Source organism: Moorella mulderi DSM 14980, assembly GCF_001594015.1.
In the GTDB taxonomy this organism is placed as follows: domain Bacteria; phylum Bacillota; class DSM-521; order Neomoorellales; family Neomoorellaceae; genus Neomoorella; species Neomoorella mulderi.
This window is the reverse complement of the sequence record NZ_LTBC01000004.1, coordinates 146,073-165,397: the sequence shown is the minus strand read 5'-3', so window position 1 is coordinate 165,397 and position 19,325 is coordinate 146,073. Positions and strand designations below refer to the sequence as shown.

General features: G+C 56.6%; 21 protein-coding genes. 2 read left to right on the top strand and 19 right to left on the bottom strand.

The annotated features are described in order from the left end of the window. Window positions 1-128: 128 nt before the first annotated feature. From MOMUL_RS07855 to MOMUL_RS07775, 18 genes are all read right to left on the bottom strand, one after another. Window positions 129-779 carry a redox-sensing transcriptional repressor Rex gene (locus MOMUL_RS07855; protein ID WP_054936473.1) on the bottom strand — a complete coding sequence of 217 codons (651 nt, stop codon included), beginning with the start codon at window positions 777-779 and terminating at the stop codon, window positions 129-131. Window positions 780-853: 74 nt separating this feature from the next. Further along, complete coding sequence (mltG, locus tag MOMUL_RS07850) at window positions 854-1,912, bottom strand: endolytic transglycosylase MltG (RefSeq protein WP_062283689.1); 1,059 nt, start codon at window positions 1,910-1,912, stop codon at window positions 854-856. A 41-nt stretch (window positions 1,913-1,953) separates the two neighbouring features. Beyond that, a complete protein-coding gene (locus MOMUL_RS07845) occupies window positions 1,954-3,288 on the bottom strand; it encodes a VanW family protein (protein WP_062283687.1) in 1,335 nt (444 codons plus the stop codon). 112 nt (window positions 3,289-3,400) lie between these two features. Then, window positions 3,401-3,679, bottom strand: coding sequence for a DUF1292 domain-containing protein (locus tag MOMUL_RS07840; RefSeq protein WP_062283685.1), 279 nt, complete (start codon window positions 3,677-3,679; stop codon window positions 3,401-3,403). A gap of 30 nt (window positions 3,680-3,709) precedes the next feature. Further along, the gene (ruvX, locus tag MOMUL_RS07835) at window positions 3,710-4,132 is read right to left on the bottom strand and encodes a Holliday junction resolvase RuvX (RefSeq protein WP_062283683.1); all 423 of its coding nucleotides are present in this window, start codon (window positions 4,130-4,132) and stop codon (window positions 3,710-3,712) included. 1 nt (window position 4,133) lies between these two features. Beyond that, the gene (locus tag MOMUL_RS07830) at window positions 4,134-5,081 is read right to left on the bottom strand and encodes an aldo/keto reductase (RefSeq protein ID WP_062283682.1); all 948 of its coding nucleotides are present in this window, start codon (window positions 5,079-5,081) and stop codon (window positions 4,134-4,136) included. Between the two features lie 20 nt (window positions 5,082-5,101). After that, window positions 5,102-5,398: a hypothetical protein gene (locus MOMUL_RS07825; RefSeq protein WP_054936468.1), complete on the bottom strand. Its 297-nt coding sequence runs from the start codon at window positions 5,396-5,398 to the stop codon at window positions 5,102-5,104. Between the two features lie 17 nt (window positions 5,399-5,415). After that, the gene (locus MOMUL_RS07820) at window positions 5,416-5,667 is read right to left on the bottom strand and encodes an IreB family regulatory phosphoprotein (protein ID WP_062283680.1); all 252 of its coding nucleotides are present in this window, start codon (window positions 5,665-5,667) and stop codon (window positions 5,416-5,418) included. Between the two features lie 35 nt (window positions 5,668-5,702). Continuing rightward, window positions 5,703-8,348, bottom strand: coding sequence for an alanine--tRNA ligase (gene alaS / locus MOMUL_RS07815; RefSeq protein WP_062283678.1), 2,646 nt, complete (start codon window positions 8,346-8,348; stop codon window positions 5,703-5,705). A gap of 107 nt (window positions 8,349-8,455) precedes the next feature. Continuing rightward, a complete protein-coding gene (locus tag MOMUL_RS07810) occupies window positions 8,456-9,334 on the bottom strand; it encodes a class I SAM-dependent methyltransferase (protein ID WP_062283676.1) in 879 nt (292 codons plus the stop codon). Between the two features lie 122 nt (window positions 9,335-9,456). Then, entirely contained in the window at window positions 9,457-10,662 is a 1,206-nt protein-coding gene (locus MOMUL_RS07805; RefSeq protein WP_062283674.1) for a YgeY family selenium metabolism-linked hydrolase, read from the bottom strand. A 125-nt stretch (window positions 10,663-10,787) separates the two neighbouring features. Next, window positions 10,788-11,825, bottom strand: a complete 1,038-nt coding sequence (locus tag MOMUL_RS07800; RefSeq protein ID WP_062283671.1) for an AI-2E family transporter — start codon at window positions 11,823-11,825, stop codon at window positions 10,788-10,790. A gap of 210 nt (window positions 11,826-12,035) precedes the next feature. Then, entirely contained in the window at window positions 12,036-12,185 is a 150-nt protein-coding gene (locus MOMUL_RS16225; RefSeq protein WP_106007038.1) for a hypothetical protein, read from the bottom strand. Window positions 12,186-12,216: 31 nt separating this feature from the next. Further along, window positions 12,217-12,675 carry a PRC-barrel domain-containing protein gene (locus MOMUL_RS07795; RefSeq protein WP_062283668.1) on the bottom strand — a complete coding sequence of 153 codons (459 nt, stop codon included), beginning with the start codon at window positions 12,673-12,675 and terminating at the stop codon, window positions 12,217-12,219. A gap of 84 nt (window positions 12,676-12,759) precedes the next feature. Then, entirely contained in the window at window positions 12,760-13,839 is a 1,080-nt protein-coding gene (gene mnmA / locus MOMUL_RS07790; protein ID WP_062283831.1) for a tRNA 2-thiouridine(34) synthase MnmA, read from the bottom strand. A gap of 84 nt (window positions 13,840-13,923) precedes the next feature. Beyond that, window positions 13,924-14,301, bottom strand: coding sequence for a Fe-S cluster assembly scaffold protein NifU (gene nifU, locus MOMUL_RS07785; protein ID WP_062283665.1), 378 nt, complete (start codon window positions 14,299-14,301; stop codon window positions 13,924-13,926). Window positions 14,302-14,333: 32 nt separating this feature from the next. After that, window positions 14,334-15,500 (bottom strand): cysteine desulfurase NifS, encoded by a 1,167-nt coding sequence (gene nifS, locus MOMUL_RS07780; RefSeq protein ID WP_062283828.1) that lies wholly within the window; start codon window positions 15,498-15,500, stop codon window positions 14,334-14,336. Between the two features lie 21 nt (window positions 15,501-15,521). Next, window positions 15,522-15,974, bottom strand: coding sequence for an RrF2 family transcriptional regulator (locus MOMUL_RS07775; protein ID WP_062283662.1), 453 nt, complete (start codon window positions 15,972-15,974; stop codon window positions 15,522-15,524). Between the two features lie 300 nt (window positions 15,975-16,274). Here MOMUL_RS07775 and MOMUL_RS07765 point away from each other — a divergent pair, with 300 nt between their 5' ends. Next, on the top strand, window positions 16,275-16,799 hold the full coding sequence (locus MOMUL_RS07765; RefSeq protein ID WP_062283657.1) for a nitroreductase family protein: 525 nt from the start codon (window positions 16,275-16,277) through the stop codon (window positions 16,797-16,799). 121 nt (window positions 16,800-16,920) lie between these two features. On the opposite strand, the gene MOMUL_RS07760 is transcribed toward MOMUL_RS07765, so the two are convergent. Next, window positions 16,921-17,754, bottom strand: a complete 834-nt coding sequence (locus MOMUL_RS07760; RefSeq protein ID WP_062283654.1) for an Mrp/NBP35 family ATP-binding protein — start codon at window positions 17,752-17,754, stop codon at window positions 16,921-16,923. Between the two features lie 242 nt (window positions 17,755-17,996). Here MOMUL_RS07760 and MOMUL_RS07755 point away from each other — a divergent pair, with 242 nt between their 5' ends. Further along, window positions 17,997-19,322, top strand: a complete 1,326-nt coding sequence (locus MOMUL_RS07755) for an AAA family ATPase (RefSeq protein WP_062283651.1) — start codon at window positions 17,997-17,999, stop codon at window positions 19,320-19,322. Window positions 19,323-19,325: the final 3 nt, after the last annotated feature.

Genomic DNA, 19,325 nt, shown 5'->3' with positions numbered 1-19,325 from the left:
TTAGCTATTATTAAATATACTTCGTCATCATTAAGCATTTTCCTGCTGCCAGGAAGAAATTTTTAGGTAAAAAATAAAAAACGGCACCCACGAAATCCGGGTGCCCCAACAATAGCGAACGGCCGCTGCTATTCCCCCCAGGAGATATTACCGTCGTTACTGAGGTAATAGGCCAGGCGCTGGAGGTCGAGGTTGTAATCGGCGTTATAGACCAGGACATCTTCCGGCACGCTTAAGGTAATGGGCGCGTAGCTCAAGATACCTTTAATGCCGCATTTAACCAGTTCATGGGCCACCTTCTGCGCTTCTTCTGCCGGCACGGCCAGCATGGCGATTTTAATATCTTTCTCTTTCACAAAAGCGGGCATTTCCTCCATGGGGCTTACTTGTTGCCCCCCAACCATGAGCCCGAATTTTTCCGGGTCCCGGTCAAAGACGCCCACCAGGTGAAAATGCCGGCCGTATTTCCGGTTGTGCTCAGCCAGGGCCATACCCAGTTTACCGGCCCCCACCAGGATAAAGGGCCACTCCTTGTCCAGGCCCAGGATACGGCCAATGGCCTCTTTAAGGTAAGTTACGTTATAACCCACACCGCGTTTACCCAGCTCACCGAACCAGGCCAGGTCTTTACGGATTACCGAAGGGTCGACCCCTACCCTGACCCCGAGGACTTGGGAGGAAATTTCTTCTATCCCGTGTTCTTCTATTAAATTGAGGCAACGGTAATAAAGAGGTAAGCGGTCAATAGTTGAACGGGGTATTTTAATCCGAAAAGGCATTAATGCTCTCCCTCGCTTTTAGTTATTCTGGTTTTAATTATAACAAAAACCAAAGGAAAAATCATTCGTTAAATTTAATTACCATTCCCGGCCTGGTAGCGGGTCAGCGCCTGGTTGTGTTCGGCCAGGGTACGGCTAAAATAATGGGAACCGTCGGGTTTAGCGACAAAATAGAGATAATCAGTTGTAGCCGGCTTTAAGGCCGCGAGGAGCGAGGCCCGGCCCGGGCTGGCAATGGGACCAGGTGGCAGGCCGTTGACCCGGTAAGTATTATATGGGGAATCAATCTGCAGGTCCTGGTAGGATAAGACGGGCTTGGGAGCGGGCAATAAATATTCCACCGTGGCGCAGGATTCCAGGCGCATACCCTTTTTCAGGCGGTTGACAAAGACGCCGGCAATCAGGGGCCGCTCTGCATCAATCTTTGCTTCCCGTTCGACTATGGAAGCCAGGGTAACGATTTGACGGGTATTTAACTCCAGGCCCGGGTCTTTCTCATGGCTGATTTCCTGGTAAACCTGGTCGAAGCGCTTGAGCATCATCAGGATAATCTCCTCCGCCGGCGTCCCCCTGGCCACCCGGTAGGTGTCGGGAAACAGATAACCCTGGACGTGTTCCGGACCGGAAGGCAGGCCCTGCAAAAAATCAAAGGGGTAATCCCGGGCTGCAGCCTGGAGGAAATCCTCCTCCTGGACGACGCCCTTCTGCTGGAGCAGGGCGGCTATCTGGCGCACAGTATAGCCTTCGGGAATGGTAAATTCAATCTCCTGGACCTTGCCCGCAGCCAGCAGGCGGATGATCTCCGGCAGGGAAAGGCTGGGGGAGATTAAATAGCGGCCAGGCTTTAGCTGCCTGTCCAGGCCTTTAGCCATGGTCACCAGCCGGAAGGCCAGAGGGCTCTTGATTATCCCCTGCCTGGTAAGATTACTGGCGATGACGGCCGAACTTGATCCCGGCGCAATGTTTACCTCTACGGCCGGGGCACCGGGCTTCGCCGGGGCCAGCAGGTTCAGGAAAAAATACCCGCTTCCACCCAGGGCTAAAATAATTATTGCTATCAATAATAATATTAAACGACGGTGCCAGGGCCGCCTGCAAGCTAGATTATAGCTTGTTTCCAGCTCTTCCCCCATAATCCCATGTTTTCTCTCCCAGATTATTTTTTTTCATTATATCAGGGTACGGGGGAAGGTACAACCTTTTCCGCAGGTTGACCCCGGCGGACGACCCGGGGTAGTGGTGGATATAAATCCTGGGAGACTACCTCTTGCCGTCCTTCTTTCCCCTGCCGGTGGATAATCCTGATGACCCTGGTCCGGAAACCCGGTTTTCCCTCCTGTTTAACTTCCTCCATTTCGGGAGGCCAGTGGGGTACCACTTCCACTTCTTCCGGCGGGGGGATCTTTTCAATTACCTGGCTCACCACCTCAGCGGCTGGGGCTTCCCCGGCGGCATAAAAGGTCATTGCCAGCTTATCACCATCCACCCAGGCCTTTAACCAGTACCAGAAGGGAGTATCATTGCGGATTTTAAGATCAATCAGACCATAGGCTACGGTGGCATCCCGGCCCGGCGGCACATAACCTATGGCCAGGCCATGGGGCTGGCGCTCGACAATAGTTAACCCGGCAGCCAGGGCGGCATTATAGAGGGTTGATGACACCTGGCAGACACCGCCGCCAATACCGGGTACAAAGTTACGATCTTCTATAACCTGGGCTTCCCGGTAGCCACGCTCTATGGTCCGCGGCCCTACCACCTGGTTAAAGGAGAACTCGCCCCCCGGCGGTAACCAGGTACCATCCAGGGTGCGGGTCGCCAGCCGGATGTTGTGGGTACGGTCGGTATCAGCCGGATTAAAAAAGGTGGTAAAGCTCCCGGCTGGTTTTTCAATTTTCCGGGCTGCCAGGGCGGCGGAAGTCAAACGGGGCTCAAGGCGGTTCAAGGGGATGTCGATTACCTGCCCCGGGGATAAATCTGCCAGGCGGGCCAGCAAGGTCTTAGTATCCACCTGCCAACCGTCCTGGGCCGGGATTAAGTGGGGTTGCCCGTTACTGTCTATTTCCAGGCGCGCATCTACTGGCTCTTTCAAGATATCACCGCCCAGGCGTTTTAATTCTGCCTGGAGGCGGTCTTGTTCCAACTGATAGACCAGTTCCACCCGGCGCCTTTGAGATGCGAAGACAGACAGGCGTTGCTGCAAATTCCCGGCCCGGCCCAGGGCCCAGGCCCGGGACAGGGTGGCCTCAATATCAATTTTCATACCCAGGGCCCGGGGAGAGGTTGTCATTAATCTATCATCCAGGCGCAATTTGATTTCCCGGTCCAGGATTGCCGTGGCCAGTTCCATTATTTTTGACCTGGCAGCAGCCGGCGGCAGCCCCCCGACCGGCCAGCCGGCAATGGTTACTCCCGGGAAAATGCGGCCGGAAAAATAAATTCCCATTACGGCCAGGCCGGCCACTCCCAGCATAAAAATTAGAAATGCTGCCAGTTTCCACCTGACCATGGGCCCACTTCCCGCCAAACTCTTTTAAAACATAATATGCCCCCTCCGAGCTGGAGATACAAAGTAAATTTAAGGCAAAGCCCGCCAGTTTAACTGGCGGGCTTTTTCCTCTTCACTCTTCCTCTTCCTCTTCTTCACCCAGGGCGTCTTCCCAGGCCTGGGCCACCCTTTGCCATTCGTCTTCATCCTCAATCTCATAGAGGATCTCGTTGCCATCGTCATCCAGGCCAATCTTTAAAACAATGGCTTCACCTGCGCCGGTATCGCCGCTTGCCACTGGTAACAGGATGGCATACTCATCATCTTCGACATTGAGGATATCTACGACTACAAACTCATGCTCCTGCCCTTCATCATCTGTCAGGACGACGGTGTTTTCCTGGTCGGCCATGTCCTCACTCCTTTTTCCAGGATAGGCCTATCATACCCCATTTTGCCCCCGCCGGTCAAGGTATCCCTGTAAAATTATACTGGCCGCTACCTGGTCGACAACGGCCCGCCGCCGGCGGCGGGAAAGATCGGCCTCCAGGAGGATTTTATCGGCCGCTACGGTAGTGAGGCGTTCGTCATAAAGGTGCACCGGCAGGCCCAGATCCGCCTCTAGCCTGGCGGCAAAGGCGCGGGCTTCTCCAGCCCGGGGCCCGAAGGTACCGTTCATATTGCGGGGGAGCCCGACCACCACCTCTTCGACGCCGTACCTGGCAACTAATTGCTTCAAGGTCTCCACATCGGCAGCCGTACTTTTCCGGCGAATGGTGGTCACGCCCTGGGCCGTCCAGCCTAAAGGATCGCTAACGGCTACGCCAATGGTTTTGCTGCCGACATCCAGTCCCATAATGCGCAATTCAAATCACCTTAAGGCAAAAATCGCGGCAGGCGCCGGCGCAATAACCGCAGAGGATGCACTTATCCGGATCAACTACCGCCCGCCCGCCTGCCAGTTCCAGGGCTCCCTGGGGACAGCGCTTGACGCAGGACCCGCAACCCCGGCACCAGTCTTCCACCAGGAGCCGGCGCTTCCGCCCCTGGACCTCCGCCAGCAATTCCGCCGCCGGTTCCCGGCCGCTAAACCAGGCGACATTTACCTCTACCTCGGCCATGGACTGCATGCCCACGGCTACGGCATCAATGGCCGGGGTGGCCAGGACAAATTCCAGGGCCTGCCGCGCGCTAGATACCAGGTGACCGCCACCCAGGGCCTTCATGGCATAGATCCCCTTGCCGTTAGTATGGGCCAGGGTAATGGCAGCCAGCATCTCCTCCCTGCTGCCGTCCAGTATCCCCAACCCCGCCTGGTTGTACAGGGGATGGATAATGTCGATCTCCGGCATCATGGCTGCCGCCCGTACCGCTGCTACAGCATGGGAAGAAATACCCACGGCCCGCACCAGGCCGCGTTCTTTGGCTTCCAGGAGGTACTCCAGGGCCGGCCGGTGGCCGGCCAGGGTCAGGGCCGTTTCTTGCTCGTGGAGTAAAAAGATATCAATAACATCCCGGTCCAGCTCCCGCCGGGCCTCTTCTAAGCTCCGGGCCATACCTGCTGCCGTGTAGTCGTAGGACTTGGTGGCCACGACCACCGCTTCCTGCCAGCCCTGCAGGGCGGCCTTGATGTAAGGATAATTGGCGTAACACTGAGCTGTGTCGATAAAGTTGACGCCCAGTTCCAGGGCGCGGCGAATGAGGCTGGCCCCGGTAGCAATACTCAGGCCCGCCTGGAGCGGGCCTATGGTCAAGGAGCCAAAGCACAGGCGGGATACCCTGATCCCGCTGGCTCCCAGGGTGGTATAGAACATGGCGCTAACTTCCTGATTATCTATTTCTTGATTTCGGCCAGCTTCTTCTCCCAGTAAGCCAGCTTTTCTTCGGTACGGTTCAAAATCCGTTGATCCTGGTCAGTAAAGAAACCTCCTTCGGCCTTCACCCTGGCTTCCTCCAGGTGGGCGCGCATAGTTTGGAGGCTGCGCTGGTAAAGCTCCAGGGCATAGGCCGCCCGTTCCCGTTCATGCCCCCAGCCCCCCTGCCAGTCACGTACTGCAGCTTTCAGGAGGTCAAAAAACTTATCGCCTTCTGTATAGAGGTTGACCGTCAACTCCACATCCGACAGGGCCATGGGTATCAGCCTCCTATTTAAGTTAAATAACTCTTCAGTAACTCAGCGATGATTTCATCGCGCTCCACCCGGCGAATCAAATTGCGGGCCCCCTTATGGCTGGTAATGTAAGCCGGGTCCCCTGAGAGGAGGTAGCCGATTAACTGGTTTATGGGATCGTACCCCTTTTCCTTTAAAGCTGCCTGCACTTCTACCAGCACATCCCGGACCTTAACCTTCTCCTCTTTCTCCACTTTAAACATCATTGTTTCCTGCATGTCCCCGGACATTACCTTCACCCTCCTTGCGGTTTCCCGGTTCTCTCTTAACGAACCTGTTGGGCCACTACCTTAAGGCTGTAGGCCAGCGCCTGGTCCAGTTTGCTGGGATCCTTGCCGCCGGCCTGGGCCATATCCGCCCGGCCTCCACCGCCGCCGGCAGCAATCCGGGCCACTTCGCGCAATAAATTCCCGGCATGGACGCCCCGCTTTACCAGGTCTTTGCTCACCATGGCGACAAAATTAACGCGACCGTCATGCTGGGAACCCAGTACCACCACGCCTGAACCCAGCTTATCCCGTACTTTATCGGCTAGCTCCCGTAAGGCTTCAGCATCGGCTATATCAACCCGGGCCTGCAACACCGGTACCCCGTCTACTTCCCGTACATGGCCCAGCAACTCTCTTACTGTATAACCAGCCAGCTGGTTACGTAACCGGGTGATTTCCCGCTCCATTTCCTTGCCTTTATCCAGGAGCTGCTGCACCCGCCCGGCTACCTGAAAGGGCGGTACTTTGAGCAAACCGGCCACGGTGGCCAGTTCCTGGGACTCCTGGCTTACCAGGTCCAGGGCGGCCGTTCCCGTTACCGCTTCTACCCGGCGCACGCCTGCACCAATGCTACTCTCGCCCGTCAGGCGGAAAAGACCAACCTCACTGGTGGAGCGCAGGTGGGTACCGCCGCACAGTTCCAGGCTATAGGCATCAATCTTTACTACCCGCACCCGTTCGCCATATTTCTCGCCAAAAAGGGCCGTAGCCCCCATGGCCCTGGCTTCCTGGAGGGAAGTCTCCAGGGTCGTTACCGGCAAGTTAGCTAAAACTTTTTGGTTGACCTCTTTTTCAATAGCCCTGAGTTCTTCTTCCGTTAGGGGGGCAAAGTGGGTAAAGTCAAAGCGCAGCCTTTCCGGCGTTACCAGGGAGCCGGCCTGGTTGGCGTGTTCACCCAGGACATTCTTTAAAGCCCGGTGCAACAGGTGGGTCGCCGTGTGATTCCTGGCCGTGGCCAGGCGGCGCTCCCTGTCCACCATAACCTTTACTTCCTGCCCGGCAGTCAAATTACCTGCCGTTACAGTCACCTGGTGGACAATCTTCCCGTCGGGCAGGCGCCGGGTATCCTGCACCCTGGCCGCACCGCCGGGCCAGGCCAAACTACCCTGGTCCCCCACCTGGCCGCCACCCTCCGGGTAGCAGGGTGTCCGGTCCAGGACGGCATAGCCGGTTTCCCCCCCGGCCAGGGAAGGAACTCGTTCGCCTTCCCGGACCAGGACCAGGACTTTACCTGTGTCTTCCAGCCGCCCGTAGCCGGTAAACTCCGTGCCGCCGATGTCGTCCAGGTTGCCGGCAAAGGCCAGGGCAAATTCATAGGCCTTAACATCTTCCCGGGCCGCCCGTGCCCGTTCCCGCTGGGCTGCCATGGCATCTTCAAAGCCGGCCCTGTCGACCTTAAAGCCCTGCTCGCCAGCAATTTCTTCCGTCAAATCAAGGGGAAAACCATAGGTGTCATATAAAGTAAAGGCTTCCTGGCCGGTGATGGTTTGCCGGCCTTCCCGCCCGGCGCGCTCCAGGATGCCGCTTAAGACCCGCATGCCATCATTTAAAGTCTCATGGAAACGCTCTTCTTCCTGGCGCATTACCCGCGCGATGTAGTCCTGCTGCTCTGCTACTTCCGGGTAGGCCTGCCCCATAATATTGACCACGGTAGCGACCAGGCGGTACAGGAAGGGCTCCTCCACCCCCAGGGCCTTGCCAAAACGGGCCGCCCGGCGTAAAATCCGGCGCAGGACATAGCTGCGGCCCTCATTCCCCGGTAAAACGCCGTCGGCAATGAGGAAGGTGCAGGCCCGGGCATGATCGGCAATGACCCGGAAGGGGAAACCGGCTTCCCCCCGGTCGTAGGCCCGCCCGCTGAGGCCTTCCATGGCCTTAATTAAAGGCTGCAAGAGGTCGGTATCAAAATTGCTGTCCACACCTTGTAAAACCGAGGCCACCCGTTCCAGCCCCATGCCGGTGTCAATACTGGGCCGGGGTAAAGGCGTTAAATTACCGCCGGCATCCCGTTCATACTGCATAAAAACCAGGTTCCAGATCTCCAGCCAGCGGTCACAGTCGCAGGCCCCCAGGGCGCAGGGGTTGGAGCGGCAGGCATGCTCCGGCCCGCGGTCGTAGATAATCTCGCTACAGGGACCGCAGGGGCCGGTATCGCCCATGGCCCAGAAGTTATCTTTCTCCCCCATGCGCACAATCCGTTCCGCCGGCACGCCGGCTACTTCCTGCCACAGCCGGTAGGCCTCATCGTCATCCTGGTAGACGGTAATCCAGAGGCGTTCCGGCGGCAATTCCAGGACCCTGGTTAAAAACTCCCACGCATAGGCAATGGCCTCGCCCTTGAAGTAATCGCCGAAAGAGAAATTACCCAGCATTTCAAAAAAGGTATGGTGACGGGCGGTACGCCCGACGGTATCCAGGTCATTATGTTTGCCCCCGGCGCGAACACACTTCTGGGCCGTCGTCGCCCGTTTGAAAGGGCGCCGGTCCAGGCCCAGGAAGACATCTTTAAATTGCACCATACCGGCGTTGGTAAAGAGTAGGGTCGGGTCGTTGGCCGGTACCAGGGAAGAACTGGGGACAATGGTATGACCCTTGCCGGCAAAAAAACTTAAAAACCTCTCCCGGAGCTCATTCCCCGTCAAAAAACGTCAACTCCTCGTCAAAACTAAACCTCGCCCCCGCCCCGGGGCGGTGAACGAGGTTCTACCGGCTAAATTTTTCTACATTATACCTGAAGCGGCGAAGGTTGTCAATGAAGGTTCACGCTCCAGAAAAGGTACCCGGCCGTCATTTCCCGGCGAGAAAGGTAGCGGCCGTTCACCAGGTGGCCCTGGACATAATCGACAATGGCCCGGCGAACTGCTGGCGTCAGTTCCAGGTGGGGATAAAAGAAAATCTCCATTTCCTCAATGGCCTGGTCAGGTTCCAGTTCCCTGGTGCTTACCCGTTCCTCCAGCTCCAGGGAAGGGTTATATCCCCAGGCATAGAGGAGATGGAAAATATAGAGGACATCCGCCGGTATCCCCGGCATTTCCCCACCAATGAGCTGCTGCCACAACTCCTTACGGCCGCTGATTTCCTGGCGCACGTGGCCGGCCAGGAAACAGGCCCCCCGGGAAGCGGCAATCATTTTTCTTAAAGTGGCCGCATCCTTAATCCCCGGGCTCATAAGGGCCAGGACCAGGTCAAAGCTTCCCCGCCAGCCCTGTTTATCCAGGTCCACCTCCTCCCAGATCATCTGGACAGGCTGAATATTGGTTATGCCCTCTTCTCCGGCCCGCTCCTTTAAAATGGCCAGCATCTCCTCTGCCGGGTCCAGGGCCACCACCCGCCGTGCCCGGCGAGCCAGGGGCAGGGCATAGTTGCCTGTACCGCAGCCGATATCCAGGACCTCCAGGTCCTTTTCCAAACCGCCGTGGTGGCCCAGCCAGTGGAGGACCTGGGCTACCCTCTGCTTCCCCTCTTCCCCACCGGTCTGGCGGGCAAAGTGACTGGCGCGCCGGTTCCAGTAGGAGCTGCCGTCCCGCTCCGGCCGGCGTTGGCCGTAGAGTGACTGGCGGCGCTCCTCCTGCCAGGCCTCTTCCCAGAAATCGGCCCGCTGAAATAGGGGTAACTCCGTAGTAACCATCAATAATCACCTCTGCCCCTATTTTATCCCTTTGTCGTTATTTTTCCAGATGGAAAATTAAAGCCCCTCTGCCTTGTCCGGAGTAACCGGGGACGGGGGCTTTTAAAACCACCATGTAAAGCTTATTTCGCCAGCATCTCGCTCAAGACTGTTGGGAAGAAGGCGTAAAACTCGGTGGAGCGGACGACATCCTCAATAGGTACCTGGTCTAGGACGGAGTGGGCATATACCTCATCGCCCGGTCCGAAGCCGATGGCAGGGATACCGGCTTTGCCCATCCAGTAGGTACCATTGGTGCTGAAGACCCACTTGCCTACGCCTGTCGGTTGACCAAAAAGCTGCTCATAGGTTTTGAGGCCGGCCTGCACCAGGAGGTGATCCTCCGGTAAGGCCCAGGCCGGGAAGTATTTATCTACTTTAAAGACAAAGCCGGTGTAGCTGGGGTCATCAAATTCCAGCACTTCCACCATACCGCCGTGGGGCTCGGCCACTTTGCGTACCTGCTCCACGGCCATTTCCTGAGTTTCCCCGAAGGTAAGGCGGCGGTCGATGTAGATAAAGCACTCATCAGGCAGGGCATTGATGGAAGGCGTCTTGCAGTGAATGTCAGTGACGGCAATGGAGCCCTTTCCCAGGAAGGGGTCATCAATAAACTCGTCCCCCATCTGGCTGATACCCTTGATAATTTCCGCCATCTTATAAACAGCATTGACCCCGCGCTCCGGGGCGCTGGCGTGACAGGTCCGGCCCTTGGTGGTAACCTTCATCTCCACCCGGCCACGGTGGCCACGGTAGATATTCATTTTCGTCGGCTCGCCGATGACAACAAAGTCGGGCTTGATCTTGTCCGTGACCACCAGGGAGTTGGGGGCCACGCCGTCGCAGATCTCTTCGATGTTGCCGAAGTAATAAAGGGTGAAATCCCGGCTGAGGCCCAGGTCCTTCATAATTTTGAGGCCGTAAACCATCCCCGGGGTGGAGTTCTTCTCATCCCCGGCTCCCAGGCCGTAGAAGATGCCGTTCTCTATCTTACCCTTATAAGGGTCCCACTGCCACTGGCCGGAATCGGCAATGTCGACTGTATCAATATGACTGTCATACAGGAGTACCCTGGGGCCGTTACCGATACGGCCGACGATATTGCCCATACTGTCCAGGAAGACATCGTCAAAACCCAGCTTTTTCATTTCCTGGCCAATGCGCTCGGCCACCGCTTTGATGTCCCCGTTGGGGCTGGGGATGGCCACTATGTCCCGCAAAAACTGGATTATGTCCTTACGGTGCCTCTCTACTTCAGCCTTAATCTTTTTAATAGTTTCCTCGTGCATCTGTTTTCCCCCTCTTAGCGCTGCTTAACTTGACTTTAATTGGGCTGCCATTTTTAATTTACAGTTAATTTATTTCCACGTTGAAAGCAAAATTCCTGCCGGTTAGTAAAAATTTAACTGTCAAATTAACTGCTAACCAGGCGCGCCCAGATAAATTTCACCACAATGCAGCCAATAGCCGTCAGGGGTACGGCCAGGAGCAGGCCGGTCACCCCCCAGAGTTCGCCGCCGGCCAGGAGGGCAAAGATAATTACCAGGGGGTGCAGGCCGACACTTTCACTTAAAATACGGGGAGCCAGTAAACTACTTTCTATCTGCTGGACAATGACCATGACTGCCAGGGCGTAGAGGGCCGTTTTTTTCGATTCCAGCAAGGTCAGGGCCAGGACGGGAACAGCGCCGATTACCGGTCCAAAATAGGGAATTAAATCGGCCAGGCCTACTACTACGCCTAAGATGACTGCATACCGGGAACCGACCAGGGCCAGGCCCATGCCGGTTAGGAAACCTACAATCAGGGAAACCAGCAGGTGGCCGCGGATGAAACTGGTCAAAACCCGGTCAATCTCCAGCCACAGGCCTAAGGCATCTTCTTTCACCTGGATGGGTAGCAGGTGGCTGGCCGCCCGGCCGATTTGTTCACTATCGCGTAAGAGGTAATAGGCTAAAATTGGCGCCAGGAGGAAACTGGCAGCCCCGGCCAGGAGATCGAGCAAAGCCTGGAGGGCCTGGCGGGCGCCCTGCTGGAAGGCGGCGCTGATATTGGTGATAGATTCATCTAAAAGCCGGCGCAAGCCGGTAGGTATGGCTACCTGATGGTAACGCTGGTAGAAACCCTGGACCAGACCCTCCACCTCGGACGTAAAGGCCGGTAACTGGGTAAGAAATTCATTTAATTCCCGGATTAGCTGGGGTAAAATAAAGAAAAATAACGGCAGGGAAAGGGCCAGGATAAGCAGGTAGAGGAGTAAAATGGCCAGGGGCCGCCTTAAACCCTTCTTCTCCAGCTTTACCATGGCCGGCTTTAAAAGGTAGGCCAGGAAGGCCGCCAGGAGGAAAGGTGTCAAAATCTCGCGCACAAGGTAAAGAAAAAACAAGGCCGCGGCCAGGAAAAGCCCGGCGCCGGCCAGGCGCCACATTTTTAAAGTCCGCTTGACCGTCATGTTTTTCCCAACCTAAGGTCTACCCTGGGGGCGACGGTGGACAACTCCCCTGGATCGCGCCGGGAACTGCTCCTCTGGCGGCGCAGGGGGTACTGGTTCCTGTTGGAATGGGGGTGTTTCCCGGCGCCAGTTTAAGGTACTGCCGATTATGGCCCCCATGATACTGCCTGCGATAAAACCACGCCAGAAGTTCAAGCCCACCTTGCTCCCCTACCCTTCCAGAGCTATTAAAGTCCCGTCCTCAGCGACATTAAAGATTTCCCGGTGATCGTTAAATTCTACAAAACAATCCCAGCAGTAATATTGATCGGTCCCGATTTTACCGATGGACTTACTCCCGCAATGGGGGCAGTTTAACATTTAACTCACTCCCTATAGGTAAAAAATAATCTTAACTCATGATTACTGCATCCGTACCCCACTTAACTTCCCCGGTGAGGGGAATTTCCTGGCGCCCCTCCAGGAGGTCGTTGACCAGGCCCGTAGATATCTCCAGGGCCTTCACCTGGCCGGAAGGAAGATCAACTACCAGGTCCTCTACCAGGCCCACTTCCTGGCCGTCCCGGCTTAAAAGGCGCAGGCCTTTAATTTCCTGCCAGCGCCTGAACCCTGCCGGCAGTTCATGGCCGACCGCCTCTGTACTCGCAACAGTAAAGGTTTTGGGTCCCCGGGCCTGCAATTCCTCAAAGGATACCACCCGGGGCTGCCGCAGCCAGTTGCCGCCGGCCAGGACCAGGGCCTTTAAAATGCCGGTTTTCTCGTCATAGAGGAGGTCCTGGACCCGGCCCAGTTCTTCCCCCCTGTCCTGGCTGATGACTGGTAAACCAACCAGTTCCCTCCCCTTGGGCATAGCCAAACCTCCGCCAAAAAGATAACCTTCCTCTAGTATAACCAGGGAAGGTTAACGGCATGCGCTTAGCGTTTCTCCTATTCATCAGAAATCAGGAACTTGGGTAGGTTCGATGGTCCCGCCGCCTACCACCAGGTCACCCTGGTAGTAAACGACCGCCTGGCCCGGGGTAATGGCCCGCTGGGGCTCGTCAAACTCCAGCCTGGCCCGGCCGTCTTTCAGGGGGTACCAGGTGGCCGCCGCCTCCGGGGCCCGGTAACGGATTTTAGCAGTTACCCGGGCCTGGGACGGCAGTTCTCCCCAGAGGATGTAGTTGTTGTCCCGGGCATAGAGGACCCGTTGCTCCAGGTCTTCCTTAGTACCAACGATAACAGCATTGCGTTCTGGATCCAGGGCTACCACAAAGTATGGCTTACCCAGGGCCAGGCCCAAACCTTTACGCTGCCCGATGGTATAATAAGGGAGTCCCCGGTGCCGGCCCAACACCCGGCCCTTGACATCCAGGATGGGACCGGGTTTTATAGCCTGCGCTACCTTCCTCCCGAGGTAAGCGCGGTAATCACTCTCGGTGATAAAACAAATATCCTGGGACTCGGCTTTTTCGGCTACCGGCAGGCCATACCGTTTAGCAATTTGGCGTACTTCAGTCTTGGTATACTCTCCCAGGGGTAATAAGATATGGGCCAGCTGTTCCTGGGTGAAGGAATAAAGGACATAGCTCTGGTCCTTGTCGGCATCAAGTCCTTTGGCCAAAAGATACCGGTCGCGCCCGGCATCGTAAAGGCGCCGGGCATAATGGCCGGTGGCAAGATAATCCATACCTAAGGCCATAGCCTTTTTTAAAAGGGCATCAAACCTTACCTTACGGTTGCAAGCTATGCAGGGATTGGGGGTTTCGCCTTTTAAGTAAGAGGCGATAAAGTAATCAATAACTTCACGTTCAAAAAGCTCGCGAAAATTTAAGACATAATAAGGTATATCCAGGATGCCGGCCACCCGGCGGGCATCGTCGACGGCAGCCAGACTGCAACAGCCGGTTTCCCCCGCTGGTGGCGGCGTACCCTCGGGCCACTGGTCCAGGGTGACGCCGATTACTTCATAGCCGGCTTCCTTCAATAAAGCGGCGGCCGTAGAACTGTCCACGCCGCCGCTCATGGCTACCATAACTTTTTCCTTGCGGGCCGCTTTGGCCACCCCCTGAATTTAGAAGTCAGAAGGTCTCATTAGCTCATCATCGTGAGGAGAATCTCAGGATGCTTTCTTACTCTTATTCTGGTAATCTTCGATGGCTTTATGCAGGGCGTCGGCAGCCAGGTTGGAACAGTGCATCTTTTGGGCCGGCAGGCCGTCCAGGGCCTCGGCCACCGCCTTATTGCTTATTTTCAGGGCTTCTTCTATGGTTTTACCTTTGACCATTTCCGTCACCATGCTGCTGGTGGCAATGGCGGCACCACAGCCAAAGGTTTTGAACTTGACATCCTTGATAATACCGTCTTCTACCTGGATGTACAGGCGCATGATATCGCCGCAAACGGGGTTACCCACTTCACCGACACCGCTGGGATTTTCAATCTCGCCCACATTACGGGGATTGGTAAAATGGTCCATGACCTTTTCCGAATACACCCTGCTCACTCCTTCGCAGATGAGATGTTTCTTCACCGTTGATTATATAAAGGCGACATGGAACGCAGCCGGGCCACTATCTCCGGCATAACTTCCAGGACGTAGTCAATATCTGCTTCCGTATTGTCACGGCCTAAGGTCATGCGTACCGAGCCATGGGCCACTTCGTGGGGAATCCCCATGGCCAGGAGGACATGGGACGGGTCCAAGGAACCGGAAGTACAGGCCGAACCGCTGGAAGCGCAGATACCTTTCATGTCCAGGCTTAGAAGCAGGGATTCGCCTTCCACATAGCGGAAGCTGAAGTTGGCATTGGTGGCCACCCGTTTTTCCCTGTCGCCGTTTAACTGCACATCCTCAATCCGGTTCATAATACCGTCAATCAGCTTATCCCGCAGGCCCTTCAGGCGCTCCATTTCGCTATCCAATTCCTGGCCGGCCAGTTCCGCGGCCCGGCCAAAGCCGACAATACCCGGCATGTTTTCCGTGCCCGGCCGGCGCTTACGTTCTTGGGCCCCGCCGTGGAGGATGGGGTTAATTCTGGTTCCTTTACGGATATAAAGACAACCAACGCCCTTGGGACCGTAAATCTTATGACTGGAAGCCGAGAGCAGGTCGACATTTAGTTCATCGACATTAACGGGGATTTTGCCCACGCTCTGGACGGCGTCGGTATGGAAGATAATTCCCCGCTCCCGGGCGAGGTGCCCTATCTCTTTAATGGGCTGGATGGTACCCACTTCATTGTTGACGTGCATGACGCTGATGAGGATGGTTTCATCGGTAATAGCCTCTTCGACATCCTCTACCCGCACCAGGCCTTCCGGTGTTACCGGCAGGAAGGTTATTTTAAAGCCATGGCGCATCAAATACTGAGCCGTATGCAGGACGGCATGGTGCTCGATACTGGAGGTTATAATATGGCGGCCCTTTTTCTCGTTGGCCGCAGCCGTGCCGATAAGGGCCAGGTTATCAGCCTCAGTACCACCGCTGGTAAAGAAAATCTCCTCCGGCCGGGCGCCGATAAGGCTGGCTACCTTTTCCCGGGCCTCGTCCAGGGCCTTTTTCGCCTCCCGGCCGTAACTGTAAATGGTGGAGGGGTTACCAAAGGCCTCGTCCTTGAGAAAGGGCAGCATGGCTTCCAGTACTTCCGGCCGGACTGGTGTGGTGGCACTGTGATCAAGATATACCCTGCGCATTAATTCCACCCTTTTCTTTCCTCAGATATAATACATATAGTATTTGTCGTTCTGCTGCATTTTACTGGCTTTGGCTACCATGTCGGCCAGGGTAAAGCTGTCCAGGACGTCGCTGATGCTGTCCCGCACCTTTTCCCAGATGTCCCTGGTGACACAGGTTTCCGCCCGCTCGCAGCCCTCACCTTCGCCGGTATTCAGGCATTCTACCGGGGCAATGGGGCCTTCCAGGACGCGGATAATATCTCCTACGGTAATTTCTTCCGGATCGCGGCTGAGGATATATCCTCCCTGGGCGCCACGGACGCTTTTTACCAGGCCGGCCTTGCGCAAAACGGCAATGAGCTGTTCCAGGTAGTGCTCGGATATATCCTGCCTTTCGGCCACACTTTTAATGGGGATGGGGCCTTCGCCGTAATGCTGGGCCAGGTCAAACATGGCTCGCAGGCCATATTCACCCCGCGTTGAAAGTTTCACCCCACCACCTCCAATCCCTAGTGGTTTGCTCGGTAATAATATCTTAGCAACTAACTCGGGTATTGTCAACGCTAAAGTTGACTTTTTTACTCTGCTTTTTAAATTATCCCGGGTGGAAAGAAAATATACTGATTGGATTTCTTCCCTGGCCCTTTTGTTGCCGGCAAGGCATAAAAGTAGAGCCGGGTATATGGAAAGCTTATAGCAGGAATTGCATCTTCCTGCCCAAGACTTGCATTTCCTGGCAAGGTATGCTACTTTTATTCTTGCTGGAAATACAGCCCTGAGGAGGCCTGGACCTTGACTAAAGACATAATTGCTGCCATTAAAGAACGGCGGAGCATCCGCCGTTTCAAGCCCGACCCCATTCCCGAAGCTACCATCGGTCGCCTGCTGGAAGCAGCCTGCGCCGCGCCTTCGGCCGGTAACGTACAGCCATGGTTTTTTTATTGCATCTATAAGGATGATCAAAAAGAAGCCCTGGCCCGGGCAGCCCTGGGCCAGAAGTTCGTTGCCCGGGCGCCGGTCGTCATTGTGGTATGCGCCGACCCGGAAAGAGCCGCCACCGCTTACGGTGAACGGGGCCGCGAGCTATATTGCCTGCAAGACACGGCTGCGGCCGTCACCAACCTCATGCTGGCCGCCACCGGCTACGGCCTGGGAACCTGCTGGGTAGGGGCTTTCAGTGAAGCTGAGGTAAGCCGCGTCCTTTCTTTACCACCCAACCTGCGGCCGGTAGCCATCATACCGGTGGGTTACCCCGACCAGACTCCGGCACCGCGGCCGCGCCGTTCCCTGGAAGAGGTGGTAAGGGTTATACGTTAAATAAAGTCAATCTGGCCCCGGGATTTTTCCCGGGGCCAGAAAAGCCCATTGATGTTTTTCAGGTACCTTGTAAAGGACGGCCCTGGCTTTAAAACCATTTACCGGGGCAGGAAAGTCAATCCTACCCGCCTATCTTCCTGACAAACTCCCTGGCCCGTTCCAGTAAGGGCCCGCGGTAATCTTCCACCTGACCGTGGTCGCACAGGGCCGTCAAATCCGGATCCAGGGGCAGGGTGCCCAGGAGGGGGATACCGGCTTCTGCTGCCGCTGCTCCGGCGCGGCTGGGACCAAAGAGATAAATTTCCTTGCCGCAGTCCGGGCAGACAGCATAGCTCATATTTTCCACCAGGCCCAGGATTTTAACGTTCATCATGGCCGCCATCTTTACAGCTTTGCGGACCACCATCTGGGCCAGTTCCTGGGGTGAACTGACAATGACCAGGCCGTCCAGGGGTAAAGACTGGAGCACCGTCAGGGGGGCGTCCCCGGTCCCCGGCGGCAGGTCTACCAGCAGGTAATCCAGGTCGCCCCAGATCACATCGGTCCAGAATTGCTTGACGGCCCCGCCGATCAGGGGACCGCGCCAGATGACCGGGTCATCTTCATGGGGCAGCAAAAGGTTAAGGGACATGATCCTGGTACCCCCAGGACTTTGGGGCGGGATCATGCCGTGACCGGTGCCCTCCGGCGGCCGGCGGACGCCGAACATCCTGGGGATGCTGGGACCGGTAATGTCGGCATCCAGGATGCCCACCTGGTAACCGGCCTGTTGCAGGGCCACCGCCAGCAAAGCCGTTACCGAAGACTTGCCGACGCCGCCCTTGCCGCTCATGATGCCGATAACGTGCTTGATGTTGCTCAGTTCATGGGGCGGGATGCGGCCCGGCTTTTTGGCCTCGCAGGTCGTAGAATTGCAGGTTAACGGGTTGCAGGTTTCGCAAGCTCCTGTAGCCAATGTTTTTCACCTCGTAATAATTATACCCCTATGTGGTCATATGTCAATATTTTGTTTTCCGCCAGGCTGCGACAGAGTTGCCTGGCTATCAAAGGATTGGCATGTCGTAGGTCGGCCAGGGTGTACATCATAAGTTGGGAGCTCAATACCAGCGAAGGCCAGATCTGGTGTTCTATTTTTCAATTACTTTTTGCGTGTTACAATGGAAGCAAAGAACCCTACCCCTGTTTGAGGTGTAATTGATGGACCTGTTCGAGCAAGCCAGCGAGGAAAGCCGGGAGGCGCGGGCACCCCTGGCCGTAAGGATGCGGCCGCGTACTTTAGATGAATTTGTCGGCCAGGAAAAGATCGTGGGGCCCGGTACCCTGCTGCGCCGGGCCATAGAGAACGATAGCCTGACCTCCATTATCCTCTGGGGGCCGCCGGGGAGCGGCAAAACGACCCTGGCCCGGATTATCGCCCGCATGACCAGGGCCCACTTTGAGGCTTTAAATGCCGTTTTGGACGGCATTAACGATATTCGCCGGGTAATTGCCGCCGCCCGGGAGCGGGAAAAATACTACCAGCAAAAGACGGTTATCTTTGTAGACGAGATTCACCGCTGGGCCAAGAATATCCAGGACGCCCTCCTCCCCTGCGTTGAGGAAGGGTTACTCACCCTCATCGGTGCCACGGTGGAAAACCCCATGTTCACCGTCAATGCCGCCATTCGTTCCCGTTCCCGGATCTTCCGCCTGGAGGCCCTGTCCAGTGAAGCCATCCTGGCCCTCCTCCGCCGCGCCCTGTCGGACCCCGAGCGGGGCCTGGGTAAGTTTAGCGTCGCAGTCGAGCCGGAGGCCCTGGAGCACCTGGCCCGGGTGGCCAACGGTGATGCCCGGGTGGCTTTAAACGCCCTGGAGTTTGCCGTCCTCACCACCCCACCGGACGAAAAGGGCCGGCGTATCCTCACCCTGAAAGTCGCCGAAGAGGCCATCCAGCAGCGGGCCGTCCTTTACGACCGGGATGGCGACCAGCATTACGACTGCGTTTCGGCCTGGATTAAAAGTATGCGCGGCTCCGATCCCGACGCCGCCCTTTACTGGCTGGCCCGGATGATTTACGCCGGGGAAGATCCGGCCTTCCTGGCCCGCCGGCTCCTTATCCATGCCGCCGAGGACGTGGGCCTGGCCGATCCCCAGGCCCTCGTGGTGGCCAGTGCCGCCGCCCAGGCTGTAGAACGGGTAGGCCTGCCGGAGGGCCGCATTATCCTGGCCGAAGCCACCCTCTATATTGCCCTGGCTCCCAAGAGCAATTCGGTCATCAAGGCTATCGACGCTGCGCTGGCAGCAGTGGAAAAAGAAACCGCCGGCCCGGTACCCATCCACCTGCGGGATGCTAATTACCGGGGTGCGGCCGCCTTTGGCCACGGGAAGGGGTATAAATACCCCCACGATTACCCCGGCGGCTGGGTGGAACAGCAGTACCTGCCGGACAACCTCCAGGGGAAAGTTTTTTACCACCCCAGCGACTACGGCCGGGAAGGGCAAATGAAAACCGCCTGGCAGCAGCGCACCAGGCGGCGGAAATAATGG